At 43.9% G+C, this 22,679-nt stretch carries 23 protein-coding genes; 6 read left to right on the top strand and 17 right to left on the bottom strand.

The features are described from left to right. The 3 genes from L3J70_12050 to L3J70_12040 all read left to right on the top strand — a co-directional run. Positions 1-907: cadherin-like domain-containing protein (locus L3J70_12050; GenBank protein MCF6237084.1), on the top strand; the 907-nt coding region annotated here is incomplete at its 5' end. 242 nt (positions 908-1,149) lie between these two features. Further along, positions 1,150-2,103, top strand: coding sequence for a hypothetical protein (locus tag L3J70_12045; protein ID MCF6237083.1), 954 nt, complete (start codon positions 1,150-1,152; stop codon positions 2,101-2,103). After that, positions 2,085-2,489 (top strand): hypothetical protein, encoded by a 405-nt coding sequence (locus L3J70_12040; GenBank protein ID MCF6237082.1) that lies wholly within the window; start codon positions 2,085-2,087, stop codon positions 2,487-2,489. The genes L3J70_12045 and L3J70_12040 overlap by 19 nt, the downstream gene beginning before the upstream one ends. 84 nt (positions 2,490-2,573) lie before the next feature. On the opposite strand, the gene modC is transcribed toward L3J70_12040, so the two are convergent. The 16 genes from modC to L3J70_11960 form a co-directional block, all read right to left on the bottom strand. Then, positions 2,574-3,662, bottom strand: coding sequence for a molybdenum ABC transporter ATP-binding protein (modC, locus tag L3J70_12035; GenBank protein ID MCF6237081.1), 1,089 nt, complete (start codon positions 3,660-3,662; stop codon positions 2,574-2,576). Next, positions 3,652-4,323 carry a molybdate ABC transporter permease subunit gene (modB, locus tag L3J70_12030; protein ID MCF6237080.1) on the bottom strand — a complete coding sequence of 224 codons (672 nt, stop codon included), beginning with the start codon at positions 4,321-4,323 and terminating at the stop codon, positions 3,652-3,654. The genes modC and modB overlap by 11 nt, the downstream gene beginning before the upstream one ends. Continuing rightward, a complete protein-coding gene (gene modA / locus L3J70_12025; GenBank protein ID MCF6237079.1) occupies positions 4,323-5,057 on the bottom strand; it encodes a molybdate ABC transporter substrate-binding protein in 735 nt (244 codons plus the stop codon). The genes modB and modA overlap by 1 nt, the downstream gene beginning before the upstream one ends. A gap of 106 nt (positions 5,058-5,163) precedes the next feature. Beyond that, the gene (locus L3J70_12020; protein MCF6237078.1) at positions 5,164-5,511 is read right to left on the bottom strand and encodes a fibronectin type III domain-containing protein; all 348 of its coding nucleotides are present in this window, start codon (positions 5,509-5,511) and stop codon (positions 5,164-5,166) included. A 162-nt stretch (positions 5,512-5,673) separates the two neighbouring features. Next, positions 5,674-7,581: a TIGR00341 family protein gene (locus L3J70_12015; protein MCF6237077.1), complete on the bottom strand. Its 1,908-nt coding sequence runs from the start codon at positions 7,579-7,581 to the stop codon at positions 5,674-5,676. A gap of 99 nt (positions 7,582-7,680) precedes the next feature. Further along, the gene (gene bluB / locus L3J70_12010; GenBank protein ID MCF6237076.1) at positions 7,681-8,283 is read right to left on the bottom strand and encodes a 5,6-dimethylbenzimidazole synthase; all 603 of its coding nucleotides are present in this window, start codon (positions 8,281-8,283) and stop codon (positions 7,681-7,683) included. Positions 8,284-8,320: 37 nt separating this feature from the next. Continuing rightward, positions 8,321-9,658 (bottom strand): precorrin-3B C(17)-methyltransferase, encoded by a 1,338-nt coding sequence (cobJ, locus tag L3J70_12005; GenBank protein MCF6237075.1) that lies wholly within the window; start codon positions 9,656-9,658, stop codon positions 8,321-8,323. Then, positions 9,655-10,077, bottom strand: coding sequence for a cobalamin biosynthesis protein (locus L3J70_12000; protein ID MCF6237074.1), 423 nt, complete (start codon positions 10,075-10,077; stop codon positions 9,655-9,657). The genes cobJ and L3J70_12000 overlap by 4 nt, the downstream gene beginning before the upstream one ends. A 20-nt stretch (positions 10,078-10,097) precedes the next feature. Beyond that, positions 10,098-10,841 (bottom strand): cobalamin biosynthesis protein CbiG, encoded by a 744-nt coding sequence (locus L3J70_11995; GenBank protein ID MCF6237073.1) that lies wholly within the window; start codon positions 10,839-10,841, stop codon positions 10,098-10,100. Beyond that, positions 10,838-11,590 carry a precorrin-2 C(20)-methyltransferase gene (cobI, locus tag L3J70_11990; protein MCF6237072.1) on the bottom strand — a complete coding sequence of 251 codons (753 nt, stop codon included), beginning with the start codon at positions 11,588-11,590 and terminating at the stop codon, positions 10,838-10,840. Before cobI ends, L3J70_11995 begins: the two co-directional genes overlap by 4 nt. Further along, positions 11,590-12,879: a precorrin-6y C5,15-methyltransferase (decarboxylating) subunit CbiE gene (gene cbiE / locus L3J70_11985; protein MCF6237071.1), complete on the bottom strand. Its 1,290-nt coding sequence runs from the start codon at positions 12,877-12,879 to the stop codon at positions 11,590-11,592. Before cbiE ends, cobI begins: the two co-directional genes overlap by 1 nt. A gap of 84 nt (positions 12,880-12,963) precedes the next feature. Next, positions 12,964-13,191, bottom strand: a complete 228-nt coding sequence (locus tag L3J70_11980; GenBank protein MCF6237070.1) for a hypothetical protein — start codon at positions 13,189-13,191, stop codon at positions 12,964-12,966. A 194-nt stretch (positions 13,192-13,385) separates the two neighbouring features. Continuing rightward, positions 13,386-13,586, bottom strand: coding sequence for a hypothetical protein (locus L3J70_11975; protein ID MCF6237069.1), 201 nt, complete (start codon positions 13,584-13,586; stop codon positions 13,386-13,388). Positions 13,587-14,009: 423 nt separating this feature from the next. After that, complete coding sequence (locus L3J70_11970; protein ID MCF6237068.1) at positions 14,010-16,538, bottom strand: DEAD/DEAH box helicase; 2,529 nt, start codon at positions 16,536-16,538, stop codon at positions 14,010-14,012. Positions 16,539-16,559: 21 nt separating this feature from the next. Beyond that, positions 16,560-17,489: a DUF1837 domain-containing protein gene (locus tag L3J70_11965; protein MCF6237067.1), complete on the bottom strand. Its 930-nt coding sequence runs from the start codon at positions 17,487-17,489 to the stop codon at positions 16,560-16,562. A 2-nt stretch (positions 17,490-17,491) separates the two neighbouring features. After that, complete coding sequence (locus tag L3J70_11960) at positions 17,492-18,031, bottom strand: class I SAM-dependent methyltransferase (protein ID MCF6237066.1); 540 nt, start codon at positions 18,029-18,031, stop codon at positions 17,492-17,494. 166 nt (positions 18,032-18,197) lie between these two features. Here L3J70_11960 and def point away from each other — a divergent pair, with 166 nt between their 5' ends. The 3 genes from def (at position 18,198) to L3J70_11945 (ending at position 19,917) form a co-directional block, all read left to right on the top strand. Next, positions 18,198-18,737, top strand: a complete 540-nt coding sequence (gene def, locus L3J70_11955; GenBank protein MCF6237065.1) for a peptide deformylase — start codon at positions 18,198-18,200, stop codon at positions 18,735-18,737. Between the two features lie 74 nt (positions 18,738-18,811). Continuing rightward, positions 18,812-19,168, top strand: a complete 357-nt coding sequence (locus L3J70_11950; GenBank protein MCF6237064.1) for an MbcA/ParS/Xre antitoxin family protein — start codon at positions 18,812-18,814, stop codon at positions 19,166-19,168. Further along, positions 19,168-19,917 carry an RES family NAD+ phosphorylase gene (locus tag L3J70_11945; GenBank protein ID MCF6237063.1) on the top strand — a complete coding sequence of 250 codons (750 nt, stop codon included), beginning with the start codon at positions 19,168-19,170 and terminating at the stop codon, positions 19,915-19,917. The genes L3J70_11950 and L3J70_11945 overlap by 1 nt, the downstream gene beginning before the upstream one ends. A gap of 60 nt (positions 19,918-19,977) precedes the next feature. On the opposite strand, the gene L3J70_11940 is transcribed toward L3J70_11945, so the two are convergent. Beyond that, positions 19,978-22,679: tandem-95 repeat protein (locus L3J70_11940; GenBank protein MCF6237062.1), on the bottom strand; the 2,702-nt coding region annotated here is incomplete at its 5' end.

Raw genomic sequence — 22,679 nt, 5'->3', positions numbered from 1 at the left:
TGGAACATTAAGTGGCACGGCTCCCAAGCTGTTTTATACGCCGAATAAAGATTACAGCGGCAGTGACAGCTTTACATTTAAAGTCAATGATGGCGCGCTTGACTCTGCAGTGGCAACGGTCAAGTTAATGATCAAGACATATGTACTTTTAGAAGAAAGGCATGACGACGGAAACGGCGCTACAAATTATATTTATACCTACACCTATGATGCCAATGGTAACCAGTTGACTAGGAGTTATGACACTAATGAAGACGGCACCGCAGAGAGTATTACAACCTTCATCTACGACAGCAATGGTAACCTGTTAACAAAAAAGAGTTACCAAAGTGATGTAGGCGACACCCCAGATAGTATTATTACCTACACCTATGATGCCAATGGTAAACGGCTAACAAAGAGTCGTGATGATAATGGAGACGGAACCGCAGAGAGTATTGCTACCTACACCTATGACGACGACAATGGAAACCTGTTGACAATGAGTTATGACAGAGGTGGGTACGACACTCCAATGAGGCTTTCTACTGAAATTTACACCTATGACGATAATGGTAATTTATTGACAGAAAAGGTTTATTACGGTTATGTAAACGATACCGTAAATGCTATTACAACCTACACCTATGGCGACGACAATAATCTGTTAACAAAGAGTTATGACATGTATAACGACGATACCCCAAGGAGGGTTTATATTGAAACCTACGCCTATGACGATAACCGTAACCGGTTGACAGATAGCTACGATGGCATTGAAGACGACATCCCATATATCGTTACAACCTACACCTATGATACCAGTGGTAATCTTTTGACAAAAAAAAGTTATGAAGGTGATGTAGGCGACACCCCAGATAGTACTATTACCTACACATGGACTCAACTTTCAGAACTTAAAGAATAGTAAAGTGAAAGCGCCCCACTCTGCTTGAGCACCAAAAGCATAACCCATAATATTGTATTCAATGACGGTAACAATCAGTGCTCCAGAACATCATGACGCAAGAGGCATCTTCACCAAAGGCTTTGGCTGGACAATCACCGATGGTGGAGTTGTGCCATAGAGCAAGATGCGTCACATGGCAATAAAAAAATAATTAAAATCTATGTTCCCTTGCTTTCCATACCAACAGAAAGGACCTTAAAATGACAGAAATACTCATCAGTAACCAAGCCTGGAACAAACCAAACTTCAAACGGATGTGTGGTGAATCCCTTGAAGAACTGCAATGCAATGGGCAACACGGCATCATGTGGCCTTATGAACCCTACACGATAGGCCAAACAACGCGTGAAGAGATGGATATTATCAGAGTCCTGAACTGTGGCGACATTCCTCGAAACCTGCATTCACTGTCCCGCACCACAGGGCAGGACAACATCGTCGGTGTCAGTGATGCCATGATCACACTGCATGACACCACCGCCGCCATGGCAGGCTCAACAACCGCCGTTCATGCCGCGCGCAGCAACAACTTCGTGCTCTCCGTGCAGCATTATCAGGATACCCTGCTCACCTTCCGCGATGTCATACAGGCCGGAGATGCCACCGCAAAAGCCTCCGCAGGGGTCGCCATTCTCACTGCCTCTGATCACATGCAAAAACACTTCCAGTATGAATTAAGAATGACCCAGCACGGACAACGGGCATCACGCCGAGGCAGCGCCCTCCACAACCACACCCGCGCCATGAATATCGCCCGCAGCAGCCGCAGCATCGAAAAGCTGGAGCTGGTATCACAAGTTCAAGCGGGCAAACTGGCTCGATTCAGTCAATACGGCAAAGTACTCGGTACCGGACTGGTCGCCATTGATTTTGCCAGCCGTATCGGCAACGTCCAGAACGCTTACAAAGCAGAGGGTGACTGGGAGCGGGAATTGTTTATTGAGTCGAGTAGTTTTACATTAAGTGCGTTGGCAGGCACAATTACTGTAGGTGTGGGAGCTAAAGCCCTGGTATTTGTAACGGTAGCAACACCTGTTGGCTGGGTGGGTCTTATCGTTGTGGCGGCGGGGGTCTCTATGGGAGCGAACTATATTGCGAAAGAAAAAAGTGGAAGCACATACGATAGCATTATGAAATGGATAAGTACCTTATGACCTTGGGTGAGGCAATGTTTGCGGCAATATTTGCTGTGGGATTTATTGCCTGTATTTTATTTGTTATTTTCGGCCAAGTGACAGTGCGCAAGCTCAGAAAAAATCCAGCAACTAAACACGCATTGGGTTTTGAGTTTACAAGTGGTTGGGATATTTTCAATGTAGCATTTGCATTAGCACTTCCAAAAGCAATCGCACGAAGAATTAAACGTAATTCCATATCTATGGGAATGGGTTCAGGGTTTGAGGCAGATCCTGATATATTGTACAAACAAACGACAGTGTTTGACCGAGTGTTGGCGCGAATGTTTTTTGCGTCATGGGTGTTTTCTGGGTTTGGAATCATTATATTCGGGGTGCTTGATTTGATTTTTAATTTCGACTGAAACAGGCAACGTACAGAACGCTTACAAAGCAGAGGGTGACTGGGAGCAAGAATTGTTTATTGAATGAAACTTTTTGTTACGTTTTTATTGCACTTCACCCGCCAGTGATACGGCCTTAATCATCGCATAGCACTTCTGGCCCACTTTCAGATCAAGAACGTGCAAAGATTTGCGGCTGATACTGGCCAACAGAGGCACACCCACATCAAGCTTAACCTGCACTGCGTGGCTCTTCATATCGGGTGCGGATATATCAATGATCGTCGCTTCCAGAATATTCAAAAAACTGCTGGGATGGGTCGATTTTTGCAGGGCAATTCCCACATTACGAGCAAGAATATGCACCCGTTGTTGCTGACCTTTCAGGAAAGGCTGCTTTGGAATTAAAAGTTGACCGCCCGGAAAGCTCAGGTGAGTCAGCCCGAACGCCTCGTCATGTTCTTCAATGGTCGTCTCGATCACCGAGCCAGACATATCACCCAGATATTGGCTCAGCTCCAACTCAGAGCAAAGCTGGGTGATGTGCCCCATAGCCACAGACTTTCCTTCACGTAGCAACACCATAGTATCGGTAATCTGCAACACCTCTTGCAGTGAGTGGCTGACATAGATCACCGGAATATCCAGTTTATTATGCAGTTGATGGATAAACGGCAACACCTCCTGTTTACGCGCAATATCAAGCGATGCCAACGGCTCATCCATCAAGAGCAATTTGGGGCTGGCCAGCAGTGCTCGCCCAATAGAAACACGCTGCTGTTCACCCCCGGAAAGTTTATGGGGTTTGCGTTGCAACAAGTGCTCAATATCTAACATATCAATCACCGCCTGCCACTCAATATACCTCTCCTTTTTTGGCGTACGTTTATAGCCATACTCCAGATTTTTTTGCACACTGAGATGGCTAAATAGCCGAGGTTCTTGAAATACATAGCCTAAGGAGCGCTTGTGGGAAGGCAGAAAAATATGGTTTTTTTCATCCTGCCATATTTCATCAGAGACTCTCATATAGCCATTGGAGCTGCGTTCCAGCCCAGCAATGCAACGCAAAAGTGTTGACTTGCCAGAACCGGAAGGGCCAAACAGCGTGGTCACACCTTTGGCAGGAAGATCCAGTGCCACGTTGAGATTAAAACCTTCAAATGAAATATCAAAGCGGGCTTCAATGGGCATTGGTCGGAAACCTGCGATTAATCACGTAGACCATCAACAATACGATAAAAGTAAATATCAGCAGACCCGCTGAAAGCACATGAGCTGCGCCATAGTCCAACACTTCCACATGCTCATATATAGCAATGGAAAGCACTTGCGTCTCACCCGGAATGCTGCCACCCACCATCAGCACGACCCCAAACTCCCCCATAGTGTGTGTAAAGCCAAGCACTGCAGCAGTAATATAGCCACGCATGGATAACGGTAGAATCACACTGAAAAAAGCATCCAGACGTGAAGCCCGCAGCAGCAAGGCCACCTCCAGAGGTTTTCGGCCGACGGCGACAAAAGAGTTCTGCAGGGGTTGCACAACGAAAGGGAGCGAATAGATCACCGAGGCAATCACCAACCCGCTAAAGGTAAAAGTCAGCGCTGAACCCGTCAAATCAGCCCACGGCCCACCAATCACACCGTTCGCACCCAGTACGATCAACAGATAAAAGCCCAATACCGTAGGCGGTAATACCAGAGGCAGTGCAACCAGTGTCTCAACGATAGCCGCCCATTTTGATTTGCTATGCGCCAACCACCAGGCCAGCGGTGTGCTGATCAGCAGTAATATCAATGTCGTCACCGCTGCAAGCTTTAAAGTCAGCACAACAGGTGAAAGCAGATCCATTAAAGATACCCGTATTGCCGTATGGCATCACGCACCACATCACTTTTTAAAAACTCCAAAAAGTTTCTGGCGTTGGGGTTATTTTTTCCATACGTCAATAACACAGCCTCTTGCTCCAGCAGAGGGTAATGATCTTGAGGCACCAGCCAATAGGATGTTCGGTTGAAATGATTCTTTGGATTAAGCACTTGCGACAAAGCAATAAAACCTAATTGAGCATTACCACTGGCGACAAACTGGAACGTCTGCCCAATACTTTCCCCGCGAACAAGCTTATCTTTCAGTGTAGACCACAGCCCGATTTTTTGTAGAACATGCTGTGCTGCAGTGCCATAAGGTGCTGTGCGTGTATTGGCAATAGCAATACGTTTAATATCCGGATCGCTTAATCGCGCACGATCAATGGGCTGCTTATCACGGCTCCATAACACCAAACGCCCGACGGCATAGGTAAAGCGACTATTCGCTACCGCTTTATCCACTTCAACTAATTTTTCAGGGTAAAATTTATCCGCAGAGAGTAGTACATCATAGGGTGCGCCATTTAAAATATGAGCATAAAGCTTGCCACTGGAAGCGCCGCTGATAATCAATTTATGGCCACTTTGCGCTTCATATTCAGGTGCTAATGCTTTAAGCGTCGCAAGAAAATTAGCAGCCACAGCGACTCGCACTTCACCTGCGTGCACATCAGGCAATAAAAAGATCAATATCAGGAATGCGAGTTTTTTCATAAACTCAGTGTATATACTCAACAATGCTAAAAAGCGTGAAAAGTTAATATGAACCCTTTATCAGGAACAAGACTTAACTTTGAGTATACCTGTTTCCAAATTTAGGTTATATGAATGTTTTACTTACAGGCTCAGGAATATCACTCTCCTGATCATCCGTATCCAATGCAGTGACTGAAAAGTAGTAAGTTCCACTATCAAGAGCGCTGAATTGATACTCCATCGTGTATGGATCAACCACTTCATCCACAAGCGTTATCGAATCGGGTGTTGCACCCATATACACCCTATAACCAGCAATTTCACTCATAGGAACAAAACTTCCATCCATGCGAGTTGTTGGAGCCGTCCATGTGAGGGTCGCACTGTTTCCAGCCCCCTCACCATTGCCCCCGCACCCTATCAAAGTCAAGCTCATGATGATAAGCATAGTGCTGATAATATAGTTTTTCATGGCATTCTCTTAATTTTCATAGTCACTTACGGTGCATTGTGCCGTTGATAACAGGAAACCACTGTGATCATTAACTCGTTATATCTGTGATCACTGCCTCGTTATAACGGTTGCACCCATAAATCACTCCAATGAAACTGCAATCTATTTTCAATATCCAGATCAAAAACGAACTCTCTGAACCACTTCCAGAACAAGCGGCATATCGAGTTCTGCCTGCAAAGTCTCTTTAAACTCCTCCAGCTCTTCCTGGCTCAACGTCTCTTGAACGATAAAATCGCACTTCACAATCGTCAGCATATCCGCGTGCTTAAGAACAACATTTTCAATCTGTACCGTTTTACCTGAAACCACATACCCCTTCTGCTCCAAAGCAGATAGAATTTTAGAGTCAAGAGCCATCGTTGCAAACGAAAGATAGAGCGGAATGGCAACGATCAGCGAAATAACCAAAGCATAAGTCAACCCCTTCTTGGCACGCTTGATCGGTGAAAAGCCCATAATAAGAAAGGTCAGTGATGCAGCGAAGACAATGCCCACAAAGTTAGTGATAAACAGCAAAAGTGCCGGATAGAATATATCCATGTTCATCCACCCCAGCCCGATACCTGCAGTCGCAAGCGGTGGCACCAGAGCAACAGCAATCGACACCCCTGCAAGTGAGCCGACAATTTTTTCATTATTTTGAGCATAAGCAGCCGCCACGCCTGATGCCAGTGCAACAATCAAATCTAAAAGAGAGGGGCTGAGCCTTGCAGAAATCTCGTCCGTCAAATTTTCGAGCGGCAAGACAAAAGCGATGGCAGCCGCACTTAACAGTCCGATCAACACCCCAATCAACACCGTTCGCATTGAGCCAAACAGTAAACTTTGATCATTGCGAAGTACACCCATCGCTGTCGACACAATTGGCTGCATCAAAGGAGCCAGCAACATTGCACCAATCACGACAGAAGCACTATTCAAAAAAAGCCCGACCGTTGCCAATATCGTGCTCAAAAACATCAAGGTCACATACGTTGGCTCTGTTTTGCCCTGTCTTCTAAGGTCGGCAAAAAGGTCTTTATAACGATCTTCACTGGCATGAGTAAAAAGTGGCAGAGTCTTTTGTACATAGCTGACCTCCTCACTTGTAACTGGCAGGCCTGATAACTTCAATGTCTCCTTATCCGAGGAGTCATTTTTAACTTCTGCCCAAAATTTTTCACTTGCAATGAACTTAACCGCCTGTTTTTTGACCGCAAATTCAACAGGCGTTTGTGTCACTTGCTCGCCATCAACCATCACATCAAGAGCCGGTGAACTCTCAATACGGAGTGACTCGCTTTTGATAAATCCAACGGAATCAGGAAAACTCGTATTTTTTGACTTTTTGAAAATTGAAACGTAAAGATAGTAGAGATAATCCGCTATAGATGCGGGGGAGAGCAAAAGCGCCGAAAGCTTGCCATCATTCACAGACAAGTATTCTTGAACAATAGAGGCTGCACCTGTGTGATTATCATGTTCGATAATCACGACACCGCTTGCGGCAGTATTGACCTCTTGACCTTTGCCTGTAGTTAACTTGACTTTATTCTGTTTGAGATGCTTTAATTTTTTACAAGAATTTATAAGCAGCTTATACCTTTCCCTTAAAGAGGTCTGCTTATAAGCAGCACTACTATAGGTGAGCGGTGGCGCATCTCCCACAACTGCCCCCCATAAAACAATATCATTATTTGCATAAAGCAGATCCAGCGGTTTGGGCTCACTTTCCAGTGCCACCTTCAGAGACTCGTCTATATTTTTTGGAATTTCAAAAGTCGAACGAAGTGTATTTTGATTTTTTTGAGCCAGAAAAGCCACGCTAAAGCCATGTTCACATGCCCTATCTAATACCTGCTTAACTTCACTGGTGTCACCACAAATGATAACTCGATCAGAATCTACAACAGCTTCATCTTTCAAAAAATCATCAATAAAAACCGTATTTAAAAGCGCCGCATACTGACTTTTGCTCACCGTCTCTAAAATACTTTCGCACTGTTTACCATAAATAAAATATACATTTTCGGTGACACTATTCATAAAACAATCTCTTTTATACCCAACACCCTAATCTGGAGCATTATAGATAAAATCGAGCTGTTTTGTGTAATGTGATCTTTTAATCCCGCAAGGAACCTGTTATTCAGATTTCGGCCAACCATCCTCAAACAAAAAATCTTCCAAAAGTTTACCTTGCCGCCAACCCGCCTGCTCCAACATTGGTTTGTCATAAAACTTTTCCACTGGGCCAATGCACAGCAAAGCAATCGGTTTGGCTCCTTCTGGGCAACCTAACAACTCAGCCAATGCTTTGGGGTCAAACAGAGAAACCCAGCCCAGCCCCAAGTTTTCCACTCTTGATGCCAGCCACAAATTTTGAATTGCACAAGCCGTGGAGCAGAGCGCCATCTCTTCCGGCAAGGTGCGACGACCGAACACCGTGCCATCATCCGGTGCTTGCACCACAGCAATCAAAGCCGCGCTCTCTCGTATGCCTTCGACTTTAAGCTGAAGAAACTCCTGCTGCCTTGCCACCAGAAGTTTAGCCGTTTCTATACGCTCTTGATCCACCAACTCTGCAACCGCTTCGCGTAACTCAGAATTTTTGATTTGAATAAAACGCCATGGCTGCATCAAACCCACAGAAGGTGCAGTATGCGCGGCACTTAGAATGCGCTGTAACACTTCAGCATCAATACTGCTATTTGAAATAAAGTGCCGCATATCGCGCCGCTCACGCATCACGCGATACAAAACTTCTTGCTCTGATTTGGAAAAATCAGTCGGCAAGACCTGATTCTCGCTGCCAAACTTCCTGATAACTTGTTTGTGCTTTAGAGTTAAATTCACCCTCTTGGCGAATCAGTGACAGATTGAATACCGCATGACCTGCAGCATCAACAAAGTGAACACTGCGCAAAGAATTTCCGCGCTGCACCATCCAGGCATCAGCGACTTTGGCCCAATGAATGTGTAGATGAAAATGGTCACTCTCAATATTCAGCCATTCGCCTCGCATTTTGAAGTCGCTGGCATTCAACATCAGCTCTGAAACTGCCCCGCCATCACTCCGCACCACAGCGCGTAAACGACCCCAATGAACTGCATCGGTCTCCACCAGTTTTAACACGTCAGATAAAACCGGAGTCGCTTTAAACTCACCCGCTGGACTTTCGGCACGCGCCTCAGAAATAGCGGAAATAATCTGTGCCAAAGGCATATCGAAGTAGTTCACCACACCCCGCAAAGAGCAATCAGAGTTTTCATTCATGTACTCACGCACACACTCTTTCCACCCTTCCAGCCCCATGGTCAGCGAACGACCCCGCTTTTCATCACCTTTGATTTCACCGGTCAACTGATCATATTTATTCGCGTAACCGCGTGGTGTAATCATCAACCCATGTTTTAGAAAAGTACTGCTATTACCAATCAATACCGTTGTCAACATGCCGATATTGCAATCCACCATTTCGTCCAGACGTACAATCTGAATATCCTGTCTTTCACGGTAGGCGGACTTTACAATGGCCACAGGGGTTTCCGGTTTACGATGTTGCAACAAAATACGCTGCGCCTCGACAATCTGCCCCGTCCGTCGGCCGCTTTTTGGATTATACAAAGCCACCACAAAGTCACTCTGCGCCGCCGCTTTTAAACGCCTTGCAATCACCGGCCACGGAGTCAACAAATCCGACAAAGAAATTGAACAAAAATCATGCGTCAGCGGTGCGCCAACTAATGAAGCGCAAGCGGATAAAGCGGTGCTGCCTGGTATGACTTCGACTTGAATATCACTACCGGGTGTCCAGCCCGACTGCAATAACACTTCATAAGTAGGCCCCGCCATACCATAAACGCCGATATCTCCAGAAGAGATCAGCGCCACCACTTTGCCTTGCTTGGCCTGTTCATAAGCTTCAATGCTACGATCCAGCTCTTCAGTCATGCCCTTACGCACCACCTTTTTACCCTCAAGCTGATCTTGCACCAGCTTGATGTAGGTCGAATAGCCAATCACGACATCCGCCTCTTTAATGGCTTCAAGTGCCCGAGTACTCATGTGTTGCTTTGCGCCAGGGCCAAAGCCTACCAACAGAATTTTACCTTGATTCATATTTGTTTTTTCTCTGTTTCTCTAATCGTTCCATCGCTCACAATCGAAACCGTGGCATTCTTGCCATCAGCGCCCAGATATTTATACTTTTCAACCAGTAAGTCATTCATATTTTTTTGTGCCGCCAGTAACGCTGCCGCCTCCGCCACTGCGGGCGTACCCATGTATTTCAAAACCACTGCTGAAGGGTTAGGTACTTCCACTTGCGCCAACTGCGCGGCACTGAAAAAGTGCAGTGGCCATTTTTGCTGTTCAGCCAAGGCCAACAGTGCAACTTCATCATTTTTTTTGTCGATACTCGCCAGTGCTGTCACAGCATCGCGATTTTGGTCAATTTGTGCTAAAGCTTGATCCACTGCCGTTAGCAATGTCTCCAGTGAAGCGCCTCGGTCACAGCCCATGCCTAGCATCAATTTCATACTCACCTTCGTTTGTCCGTCTATTGCTCTAAGGGTGGACGATACACCACCAATCGTTCATTCAATACAGCCCAGATTGCATCATCAATCTCACGGTGAGTGATCCAGAGCAGTGCTGGATACTTGTCTAGATCAACATCTTCAAAGCGTTCAAATTTATGAATATTAGCAGGCAATGGGGTTGGCCGTGTCCACCACTCTTTTGAACCACACTCTTGCACCAATGCAATCGGCTCTTCATTGACCACATGCGCTGAAACACGAGTAATATTGAGTTTGGGTGCTTCCACTTTCCAACCCAGTTCACGACCCAAAATATCGACGGGAATGGTTTTCCCGACATCAGAGGCCGTAGTCACCACCGCAACCGCGCCCAATAGATCCGCCAATTGCTGTGCGTATGCATTCGCGCCACCGACATGACCGGATAACACTGGAATCACAAATTGAGCGGCATCATCCACCACCAAAATACCGGGATCTTCATCTTTGGATTTGAGATGCGGTGCAATCAAACGCACCACAGCGCCCAGTGAAACAAAAAAAACAATTTGGTCATAATCGTTAAAAAAACCGGCCATTTGTGCCCGCAGTGCGCCTTCATAAGCATTCACTTTATTGGGCACACCCAACATCAAGTCAGCAAATTTGGCTGCGATAACAATTTCAGTTTCGGGCATTTTTTCTGCCATAGAGGCGACTTGTTTAACGCCGTGCTTGGTAATGGCCACAAGCGCCACACGCGGCTTTTGTATATTATTCATTTTTTACGACAACCTCGTATTATTTCACCGCGTTGGCGATTGGGATTTTTAATTAACATCAAAGAAAGATAATTGACCTTTTCACCTTGCAATGAGGCAACATCATTCACCACTCGTTCATACGGCGAACCCGCCTTTTCTATAAAACAACTGTGCTCTAACAGTTGACGCTTCGCCAACAGGTCAATAATGTCATCAAGCAGAGGTTTCACCTTGAGCAGAATCAGAGTATCAAACTCATCCAGCATATGGTTAATCACTTTGAGACCATAACCTGCTGGAATAATCGCGACAGTATCATCCACCTCGGCCAGTGGCATTTGTACCCGTGCGGCAGCGGCATTAAATGATGGCACGCCCGCAACCACTTCAATTTCAATACTTTCATCCAGCCCTGTCACGGTGCGAGCCAAGTGACCAAAGGTTGAATAGGTCGAGGCATCCCCTTCCACGAGAAACAGCACATCTTGACCGGCCTGTAATTTTTCCAGCACGGTCGATGCGGCGCGTAGCCAATACTTGGCTAAAATTGAAGCGTCATGCGTCATCGGAAATATCAGTGACATCTGTTGCTCTGGCAAAACCAGCCCGGCACGCAGTGCAATATCCAGTGCATAACTATCACTATGGGCATTACGAATCGGGTAGCTCCAGATTTTATCACTCTGCAACAACTCCCAGGCACGGCGCGTAATCAGGCCTGGGTTGCCTGGCCCCAAAGAGACACCGTATAAAGTACCCTGATTCATTAACTTTCACCTCGCTGCGCGCAGACAATCCACACAGGATTTTCTGCTTGCATACGGTGCATGTGCAGAATAGGCTGGCTTCGGCTGGCTTGCAGTTGGGTGACATCCCACTTTGCATTTAATGCTTTCAGTGTTTGTGTCGCCAGCGCCAGATTTTCCAATGTAACAAAATTCATCACCAGCGCTCCTTGTGGCTTCATGCGCGACAAACAGAGCTTGATTAACTCCGCCAGTTCACCGCCAGACCCTCCAAAAAATACCGCATCAGGATCCGGCCAGTCATCCAACAAATCAGGCGCTTTTCCGTGTTGAACTCGATAGTTAGTCACCGCCATTTGCTGACGATTTTTCTGCGCGATGATGAAATCTGCTGCATTTTTTTCAATGGCATAAACATAACCTTGACGACATAAACGCGCTGCCTCCAGCCCCACCGAACCCGAACCCGCACCAATATCCCAAACAACACTATCAATACGCAGTTGCAGGCGCGCCAGTGACACCGCTCGCACTTCGCGCTTAGTGATTAACCCTTTGTCCGGTTTACGCTGGGAAAATGACTCATCAGCCAAACCAAACAGAGTGGTCGGCTGTGACGTGTGGCGTTGCAATATAACGATATTGGGATGGGCAAACGAATGTGTTGCCGCATCACTCAGCGACAAATCACGAATGATATTTTCATCATCCGTTAACAAAGCCTCAGCGACCGACAGTTTAAATGCCTCACCCAGACCGGCGCTGACCAACATTCGGGCAATGCGATCTGGTGAGTTTTCAGGGCTGGTAAATATCGCAACCAAATCGCTGGAGCGTACTGTTTTCAAAACAGTATAAAGGCCGTGTTCAGGCCCAAAATCAACACTCCATTCTCCCGCATCTTTGCTATGAACAGAGCAAATTGCCGCCTCCTGCCAAGCCAGACCTAAACGGGAAAACGCCAGTTGCAGTGTCGAGACATTAGGTATAATTTCACAAAGCTCGTTACCCAGTTTATTGATCAGGTAACGACCAATGCCGTGGCACATCGGATCACCTGTCGCCAGCACCACAACGCTCAAACCTGCCGCGTGTGCATCACGAGCCCATTGCGGCACTTTGGATAAACCATCAGCGATATCGTGTTGCTGTGCGGTTTGGCTAAACTCATTTTTAAATAGTAACAGTGTACGACGCGCACCAATGACAACATCAGCCTGACGAATGCGCTGAAGTGCTTCAACGCAAAGCCCCAGAGCGCCACTATCCAACACGCCTATAATAGAGACAGGAATAGAAGTTGTTTTCATTATTTTTATTTCTGGGAGTGAAGTTGCATAAAAAAGACCTTAAAAATACGGGTATGTATGGTAATCCAGAAATTGGTACTGGCTTTAATTTTTTTCCGCAATATCCATGATCGACTTATCGGAAAAACGACCGTGTTTCAGGCCATCAAGTCCATTCATTACGTGGATAACTGTCGTTTGTGATGCCATGTCTTGATTTATCAAATCACGAAAGTATTCACTTTGTGTGGCATATAGGCACATATCACCTGCACGACTGTTTACAAGTTTACGCAACTCGTCAGTCAGTGATAAATTTAAGCTGTTTACCATTATATTTGCCTCCAAAATAGAAAACGGTTAGCCTGACGTGTACCACTCATGATAATAAACATCAATATTCGCCACATTGCATCTAAAGCAATAAGTACCACGCTTGGTGTCAAAATAATAGGATCAGTTTATGGCTGAACGATTACACCTAAGTATTTTCGTGAGCCTCTGGCAAACTAACCACTGATTAAAACTCACTCAACAATCACATAATAAGTACCGCGCCCAGTGCCTTTTGCTTCAATAAGATTGAGCTTAACCAGCTTATCAAAATCTATCTTTCTGGATGCCAGGCTGCGTGAGGATATACTTCCATATTCACGCTGAACTATGCTCCCATGGGCTTCAATATAACCCAATATCTGCTGGTGATTAATGGGTGAATAATTACGCATTAACGATGAAATATTTCTGCCAAAATAGTAGGATCAATTTTTCCAATATTAGCCTTAATGAAGGCTAGTGAATTCGCGCGACAAACCTCTAACACCTCTAATCTCTGGCGAATTAGCCTCAAATTAGCCTCAAATTAGCCTCAAATTAGCCTCAAATTAGCCGCTACTAACGAACCATCTACCACTCAAGCAATGAACTTCAATTAATACATAATCTTAGCAGAAAATGATGGGGTTTGTGATTCATTTATGTGGCAAAGTAGTTTATTTTATACTCCGACGAGGTGTAACCAGTCTACGAAAGTTAATAGTGGATTTCAAAGTTAACCTTCACAAATAATTCACCATAAATAAAACAAGGTACATTCTGAGGTAATGCTTTCTACTTTATCCGAGATGCTCGAAAATATGCCTACCGAGTAATTAATTTCCAACTAACTCTCGTACTTCATTTAAGCAAACTGTTGGGATACTACTACCCTCACGGAGAGCCAAACTAGATAACGCACGCAAATACTCCTCGGGTTCATCACTATCTATACTTTTGAACATTGCGTACTTTGTTAAATGCAAAGCAGTAAAACGGGAAAGCCCAAGAGCCATTAAATTGAGAGAAGTCTTATCTGACGCTCCAAATTCCAAATAAATATGGTAGGGTTCCATCTTGCAATCTTGAGGAGCAATATTTTTTTCTTCAAATACCAACTTTAATACATCATTATAGGCCGAGAAATATTTCTCCAATTTAAAGCGTATATCATGTTCAATAATTTTGAGCACACCTCTTATAATTGGTGACACATCTTTATTAGGTTCACTACTCTGGATATAACTGACCCGATTTGAGAGTAGTTTTTTTAGGCTTGTGCCTTTTACCCATTCATAGGCTATATATGACAACAATGGGACATAGTTATTGTGAATATTCCACTCAAACGATTCAGAAATCACGTTTAGTATTAATTCAAACCTTGATTTCGCCCCCGCTTTGAAAGGGTGTAATGGAGCCATTTCTAGCAAAAATACTTCTCCAACAAGCCTTTTATATATCTCCTCCAGATGGTCAGGCCTTAGTGACTTATTCATCTCAAGTATCGAATATGGAAGTGAAATATTGAGACTCTCACAATGTTTAAGGGTTTTATCTAAATTAACAAGGTTGCTTTCCAAGCCATATTTTTCAATAAGTGCATCACGGCCGCTCTCAGATAACTCGTGATAAATACGACTAAAAGCCACTTCAGCATTTTCTATTTCAGAAGCTTTCTTGATTCTACCTTCTAGCAAATCATCTAAAGATGAACCACCATCCTTCATTACAAGGTCAATTGCAGAACAAATTTCTTCTAATTGTTCTCCTTGGTATATAGGCTCTTCCCACTCCATTGGGTTTATACACCAGATATTCCCATGAAACTCTTTCAATAGACGGCCTGCGCGACCAGAAAGATTGAGGAAATCTGGCCTAGACATAGGCTTATCACCGGACTTTGGGTTATCAATTAATATATTCTTTGCAGGCAAATTCACACCTTGCAAAAGTGTGCTTGTACAACAAATATACTTTATTTTTTCATCTTTAAATAACGCCTCAACACCACTTCGAACTATTGACGGCATATATCCATAATGGAATGCAACACCTTTTTTTAGACAGGCTATAAGTGGATACTCTGGGTGTATTTCTGTTTTAATAAATTCAATAAAGGACTCAATATCATCATCTAGTATATTTTCTTCTAGATTCTCTGATAGTGATTTTGCTATTTTCTCCGTATCTCCTGGGTCATTCGCGAAAACTATCGTTGCCTCATTATCGCGAGTCAATGAAATTGCTATCTCTGATTTTAGTTGAGTCTTAGATCCTCTATATTTAAAATCAAGCTCCCGCTCTCCAAGATCTACGACTTTCTCCCTGCCAACCAAGCTAAATTTTGCCCTTTTTGTGTTGCCTTTGACTTTCTCGACCAAAATAATATTTTGTGCCACAGGAGAAACACGCTCTATTAGACTCTCTGTCTTTGTCATACCTCCCATTCCAAATAATTCAACAAAATAGTCCGGATTACTTATCAATGGGCTTGCGAATAATACAGGAATATTAGGGAATTTAGTCAATATAGCATCAACGGAATTCTGAAGAATAATCCCGCGTTTCCTTTTTTGAATTTCATGCGCCTCGTCTATAATTAAGGATGTAACCCATAATCCAGGTTCGTCACTATATAATAGGCTACTCAATCTCTCCTGAGTTAGAACATAAATAATGCCTTTTGACACATTTTCTTTTGTTATGGGAAATGGTGCTGTTCTAATAACAACACCGTTTAGGTTCACTTTTCTTAGAGACTCCCTAATACGCTGTGTAACTTCACTAATGAGTGCTCTTGTAGGCACAATATAAATGATACTTTCCTTGTCACCACTCATTATCCTCTTCCGTAGGGCTAAATTTAGCACATATGATTTCCCAGCAGATGTCGGTGCTGAGACGCTTACAAACTTACCCTCAGTCATAGCGTGGTAAAGCAAATATTGAAAATCAGTCAGTAATTCATTATCACCAAACCCTTGCTCTACGGTATTCTCTGCCTCTCTGGCTATCTTCTCTAAAGAAACACCAATGGGCGAACCAATTAAATCGCCCTTCAGATACCTTTCCCGCAATAATTTTCTCCCTGGAAAATTACCCAATCTAGACAACAACATATCTGAGGCCTTTAACAGTAGGATATCTGATGTTTTTTTTATTTCTATCAATCTAGTGATAATTTCGTAAGAACGAGATTTATCAAAATATTCATCTGATACTGAGAGTAGTGAAGCATATCCAACCAATCTTTGAACATCATTGTCACTTAATCGCTTAATTTCATTTACAGCATTGCCTGGAAGCTGTTCTTCCATGTCATTTAAAACCAGTTTTTCGTATACAGAATCAAACTCTTCCATGGTATAGGGAGCCACCCTTAGTTAATCTAATGCCTTATTAAAGGCATCCCGAAATTGTTGAACGCTTACAAACGGCATAAAAAAGAAATCAAACTTTAAATATTTTTTTTCAAAACTATCGAACCTATTATTCAACAGCTTGACTACACGTGGCATATCATTTTTATAAATCTTCCTAAATGCAGACTCTATATCTTCAGACCCTTCTTTCATTAATTTCTTATACTCTTTACAGTTATACCCAATTAAACAAGCATGATTCATCCTGACTTCATAGCTAGGCTCCCCACGTATAATTAATTTTTTAATCTCATTTTTGATAGTTTCATCTGCGTATTTAAAATGCTTTGTCACCATTAAGAACTCATGTTTATACATTCCATCGTCATGAAAGCTAGATATGCTTTTAAACGCAGATCCAAGAGCACCGCTAAGACTTTGATGAATTTTTGCCTCACCAAAATAAATATCAGCAACCCCATCATCTTCACACCATTTCATGTGAATGCCATCTGAGCCATTAACTTCTTTTTTTTGATTAGTTTTTAGTTCCATTTTTGAAACAACTTGAGGAGCATCTAATATTGATTCTATTAGAAAATATAGGAGAATTTCTCCTGCCTCACCCGTTTGATCTGGATCACCCTCTGTTGCTTCAGGGTGAACAAACAGCTCCCTTGCTTGTTTAGTTAATCGTGTTGCTTGACTAGGAGTTAACAGCTCATTCCTGTGTCTAGATGAAATGCAGTAATGAATAATATAGTCATATAATGTTTCTGCTAACGCACTAAGCATTGGCTGGCCATTACCATCAAACTTTAGGTAATGGAATCTTATAAGTGTTTTGACGCCATCAATTTTTTGATCATGGTCAATATGATCTATACATTGCTTATAATCTATTTTATCTACAGATATAAGCCTATTTATTCTAGTAATAGCATCATTCATTGTTAAAAATTTCCAAAAACTATAAAACTGAAATAGACAGTTATACCTAAGATTAAAAATAAAAACACCAACGCCCGCAATCCAACCTCATCCATATCAGTAAATCTTCTACCCTGCTTTTCATATTCACCCTGGCCATATTTGAATGAGCAATAGATCACTCCATGAGATTTTAGTGCTTGCACCAATCGTTGAAAAACATCGGGTAACTCTTTCGCAGGAACATGCAATAGTGAAGCACAAGCCCAGATGCTATCAAACTGATTTTGATATTGGATTTCTTGCAGACGTTGCACTGAGACGGGTTGCCCGATCTCTTTTTCAGCAAGAGCGGCGATTTTAGCTGAGGCATCAAAGGTGGTAACGTTGTAGCCCTGTTCGATGAACTGTTTTGCATCACGGCCACAACCTGCATCCAGAATGTGTGCTTGCTTTGGCAGCAACGATAAAAATTGTTGGTAGAGTAACTGCATATCGACCAAGCGGGTCGATTCGACAAAGGCAGCGGCGTTATCATCGTAGTAACTCGTACCTTTCACCATATTCAAACCTTACAACAATCCGTGTGTTATGTGACATAGGCCATATTATATAGCTAAAATTCATCTGACAAAGTCAGATTTTAAAAATTACTCACTAACGAATGAATCAGCGCCCCATCGGCGTTATGATCTATCTATTCATAATGATGTGTATCTGGGAGGATGAATGGCAGTTCGGCAAGTTTTACGCATGGGTCACCCGACATTGCGACAGGTTGCTCAACCCGTCGCAAAGTTTAATACCCCTGAAATAGAGGTTCTAATCGAAGATATGTTTGAAACGATGAATGTTATGAAGGGCGTTGGGATAGCTGCACCACAAATCGGTGAAAGCCTACGTATCATAATTTTTGGTTTTGATCATAACCCCCGTTATCCCGATGCTGAATCCATTCCGATGACGGTACTGATTAACCCTTCCATAGAAGCGCTGGATGATGAGATGGAAGAAGGCTGGGAAGGATGCCTCAGTGTGCCCGGTTTAAGAGGTGCTGTACCGCGCTATAAAAAAATTCGTTATTCAGGAGTCGATCAAACAGGTGTCGCGATTGATCGTATTGCTGAGGGCTTTCATGCCCGAGTTGTACAGCATGAGGTGGATCATCTGGATGGGGTTCTCTACCCCAGCCGAATTCGTGACATGAAAAAGTTTGGTTTTATCGAAGAGATCATGGCTGATGAAGAAAATCGCTCGTCGTATCGTTAGTGTTTTTGTTGCAAATACATCAGTAATAGACGATATTATTCATATAGGACAATAATATCTAAAAGAGGCATGCTATGGTTGCTTTAAAAAACTCGACTACAGATAAGCTGCAAGTTCTCTCCAAAGCTCTTTTAAATGCAGGAAAAGAGCTGGGAGTATCCCAGTCAATACTGGGAAAAATCATTGGCAAAGATCGAACTTCTATTCACCGTGGCATTGAACCTTCAAGCAAATCTGGAGAGCTGGCGCTGCTGTTTATCCGCTGCTATCGCGGCCTTTATGTGCTCATAGGAGGTAAAGCCTGTGATATGAAACATTGGATGCATACCGAAAATCGCCACACGGGCGGTGTACCTGCTGAGCAGATTCAAACTGTGCAAGGCCTTAATCATGTGCTTGAGTATCTGGATGCGATGCGCGGTAAAATCTAATGAGCATATGGGATGACTGCAAGAGCCTCATCTCTCCACAACACCTCAATGGGCAACTGATTCGTGTTGTTGAAAGCCAAGAACAAGTAGCAACCAATGGACTGGTCGATAATTTTGAAGAGCAAGATTTGCTAGAAGAGATGCTGGAGCAAACCAAACCCCTGCGCGTGCCAGGAACGGAAAATATTCACTGGTTACTTGCCACCCCTTTTCGTTACCCACCACTACCCCATGGATCTCGGTTTGGCTCACGCTTCGAACGCAGCCTGTTTTATGGTTCATTAACGCTACCGACTGCTCTGGCTGAAACAGGTTATTACCGCCTTCTATTTTGGCGTGGCATGCGAACTCCTCCCCCTGGAAAACTTCTCACACAACACACGGTATTTGCTGCAAACTACAAAACAGAGCAGGGTGCGAAATTACATGAAGCACCTTTTAATAATTATGAAAATCTGCTGACTCACCGATCAAATTATCTTGCGACTCAACAATTAGGCGCAGCAATGCGAGAAGCAAATATTCATGCCTTTGAATTTACTTCCGCTCGCGCTCAAAATAAAGGTATAAATATTGCGCTATTTTCCGCAGAAGCCCTAACTTCAACACGCCCTGTTAATCCACAGCTATGGTTATGTGAAACAGGCGCTAAGCAGGTCAGTTTTTACAGAAACTTCCACAATAAAACATACACATTTTCACTGCAAAACTACCTTTTTAAAGAGAGTTTCCCAGAACCTGCGGTATAAGAAACCTCCACTGAAACGCCCCCATCACATGATGTGATGAGGGGGTTTATTTACGACCAGCTATTCAAATGTAACCATCTCCTTTCCCCAATTAGGGAGACCAGAGATGATATACCAACCGTCAGTCAAGTCCCATGCACCGACTTTGATTGGACCTTGAAATCCAGAAAGGGCTGATTTCTTCACGCTGACTTCAATAACTGATGAGCTACGCTCATAAACAACCATTGAACCATCGCCCGAACCCCAACTCCAACTATCATCATTGGTGGTGGATTTATAAAGCCAGTTGTTTTCAATGAGATAATCAACGCCTGTATCGTACCAGTTTCCATCCTGATAACCCGTTGCCGCATTATTATCAACATTGATGTGGAACTGTGTATTGGCTCCAATATCACTGCCTTCTAACAAGAAGTATAACGTATCAGCATCGCTGGCTATTTTTAAACTACGCAGATTTTGTTTATTACTGCTTGTCGCCGCTGGGGGAATATTTTCCCAGTCTGAAACCTGGCCATCAACCGTAATCGAAGCCCCTTCAGACAAAACAACATAAACCGCTCTTTTCTTGGTCACTGTATTACCAAGCTTATCTGTTGCCTGATAGGTTAGAGTATATTTACCTGTTTTGTTGGTATCAACGGAATCTTTGCTTTTGACAGTTTCAATAGAGTCACCATCAATTGTAACTGTCGCACCTGGATCAGTAAAAGTGCTACCCGTAACAACAGTCATTGGGTTGGCACCATTTAACTTCATTGACAGTGGAATCTGGGCGCTATCAAGTGAGAAGGTCGCCATTGCTTCACCCCACTCAGGAATGCCTGAAATAATCGCCCAGTCACTTGTCATGTCCCACGCAGCGACTTTGATAGTGCGACCTGGCGCTATCATTTCAGCGCCATCACCAAAAATAGCTGATTTTTTAACACTCATTTCAACCACAGATGCACTTTTGACATACTCAACTGCAGAGACATCACCTGAGCCCCAGCTCCAGCTACCATCATTGGCGGTGGATTTATAGAGCCAGTAACCTTCAATGAGGTAATCAACCCCTGTGCCTTCCCAGTTTCCATTCTGATAGCCCGTTTCCGTATTATTATCAGCATTGATGTGGAACTGTGTATTGGCTCCAATATCACTGCCTTCTAACAAGAAGTACAACGTATCAGCATCGCTGATTACTTTTAAACTGCGCAGGTTTTGTTTATTGCTGCTTGTCGCCACTGGAGAAATATCTTTCCAGTCTGAAACTTCACCGTCAATAGTGATCTGGGTATTACTCCCTGCCTTACACTCTCCTTCATACAAAAATGTAGCACTGTCATCTTTGTCAAGCATACACATATTTGAGTATGTTGTAGGAATTGAGTCGCAAGGTGTGGTGACACACTGAACTTCCTTCAGACCACATACGGGAGCGTACTCGGTGGTACATACTGACGGCTCTTCTACGGTAACGGTAACATTAACCTCCGCTGTAGAACTGCCTCCCTTGCCATCCTTAACATTGTAGGTAAAAGTGTCTTTTCCAGTGAATTTAGCGTTCGGCGTGTAAACCAGGCTGCCACCACTTTGGGTCACTTTACCTTTTGAGCCTTGAGTAAATGACTGAATGCTCAAGTTATCGCCATCAAGATCGCTGTCATTCTCTAACACATCTATCGTAACTACCGTGTCCTGAGGTGTTGTCACACTGTCATTTTCGGCTACTGGAGGTTTGTTAACAACAACTGGTGCTGACTTTTTAACTGTTACATCAACCTTACCGGCACTACTACCACCCTTGCCATCACTGACGGTATAGCTGAAGCTGTCGCTACCACTAAAGCCTGCTTTAGGTGTGTAGGTGAATGTGCCATCACCATTATTAACAACGGTGCCGCCCTCGACTGAAGTGCTGTCTGCACCACTGACACTAAGTGTATCACCATCAGCGTCCGTATCATTGGCTAAAACATTGCCTGTTGTCACGGCAGTATCTTCATCGGTGCTGGCACTATCATTGACTGTTACAGGGGCTTTGTTGGCGTTGCTGACTGTAATTGTCACCGTGCCCGTGGCTTCTCCACCCTTGCCATCACTGACAGTATAGCTGAAGCTATCGCTACCACTAAAGCCTGTTTTAGGTGTGTAGGTGAATGTGCCGTCACCATTATTAACAACGGTGCCGCCTTCGACTGAAGTGCTGTCTGCACTACTGACACTAAGTGCATCACCATCAGCATCCGTGTCATTGGCTAAAACATTGCCTGTTGTCACGGCAGTATCTTCATCGGTGCTGGCACTATCATTGACTGCTGCAGGTATTTTATTTGCCACAGAATTAACTACAATATCAACGGTTCCTTGAGCTTCTCCGCCGTTATCATCACTGACAGTATAGTTGAAACTATCGCTGCCACTGAAACCAACTTTTGGGGTGTAAGTGAAGGTGCCGTTTCCATTATCGACCACTGTGCCGCCTTCAATTGACATGCTATCCGCGCTTTTTATGCTTAAGGTATCTCCGTCGGCATCGGTATCATTGGCTAAAACATCGCCTGTTGTCACAGCCGTATCTTGATCTGTGGTAGCACTGTCACTGACGGCAACAGGTGCTTTATTCTGAGTTTCCAGTTCAATCAGGTAAGCAGCACCTGCTGTTTTTTGATTTCGATCAGAGCCTGCATCTGCACGCATCGCTCCAGCTATGATAAAACTTTCACTATCATCAACTGATACGCTGAGACCAAACTTGCTGTCCGCTTGACCAT

Source organism: Gammaproteobacteria bacterium (assembly GCA_021648145.1).
GTDB lineage: Bacteria > Pseudomonadota > Gammaproteobacteria > JAADGQ01 > JAADGQ01 > S141-38.
Note: the sequence above shows the minus strand (reverse complement) of the source record. Positions and strands in the feature narration are given on the sequence as shown.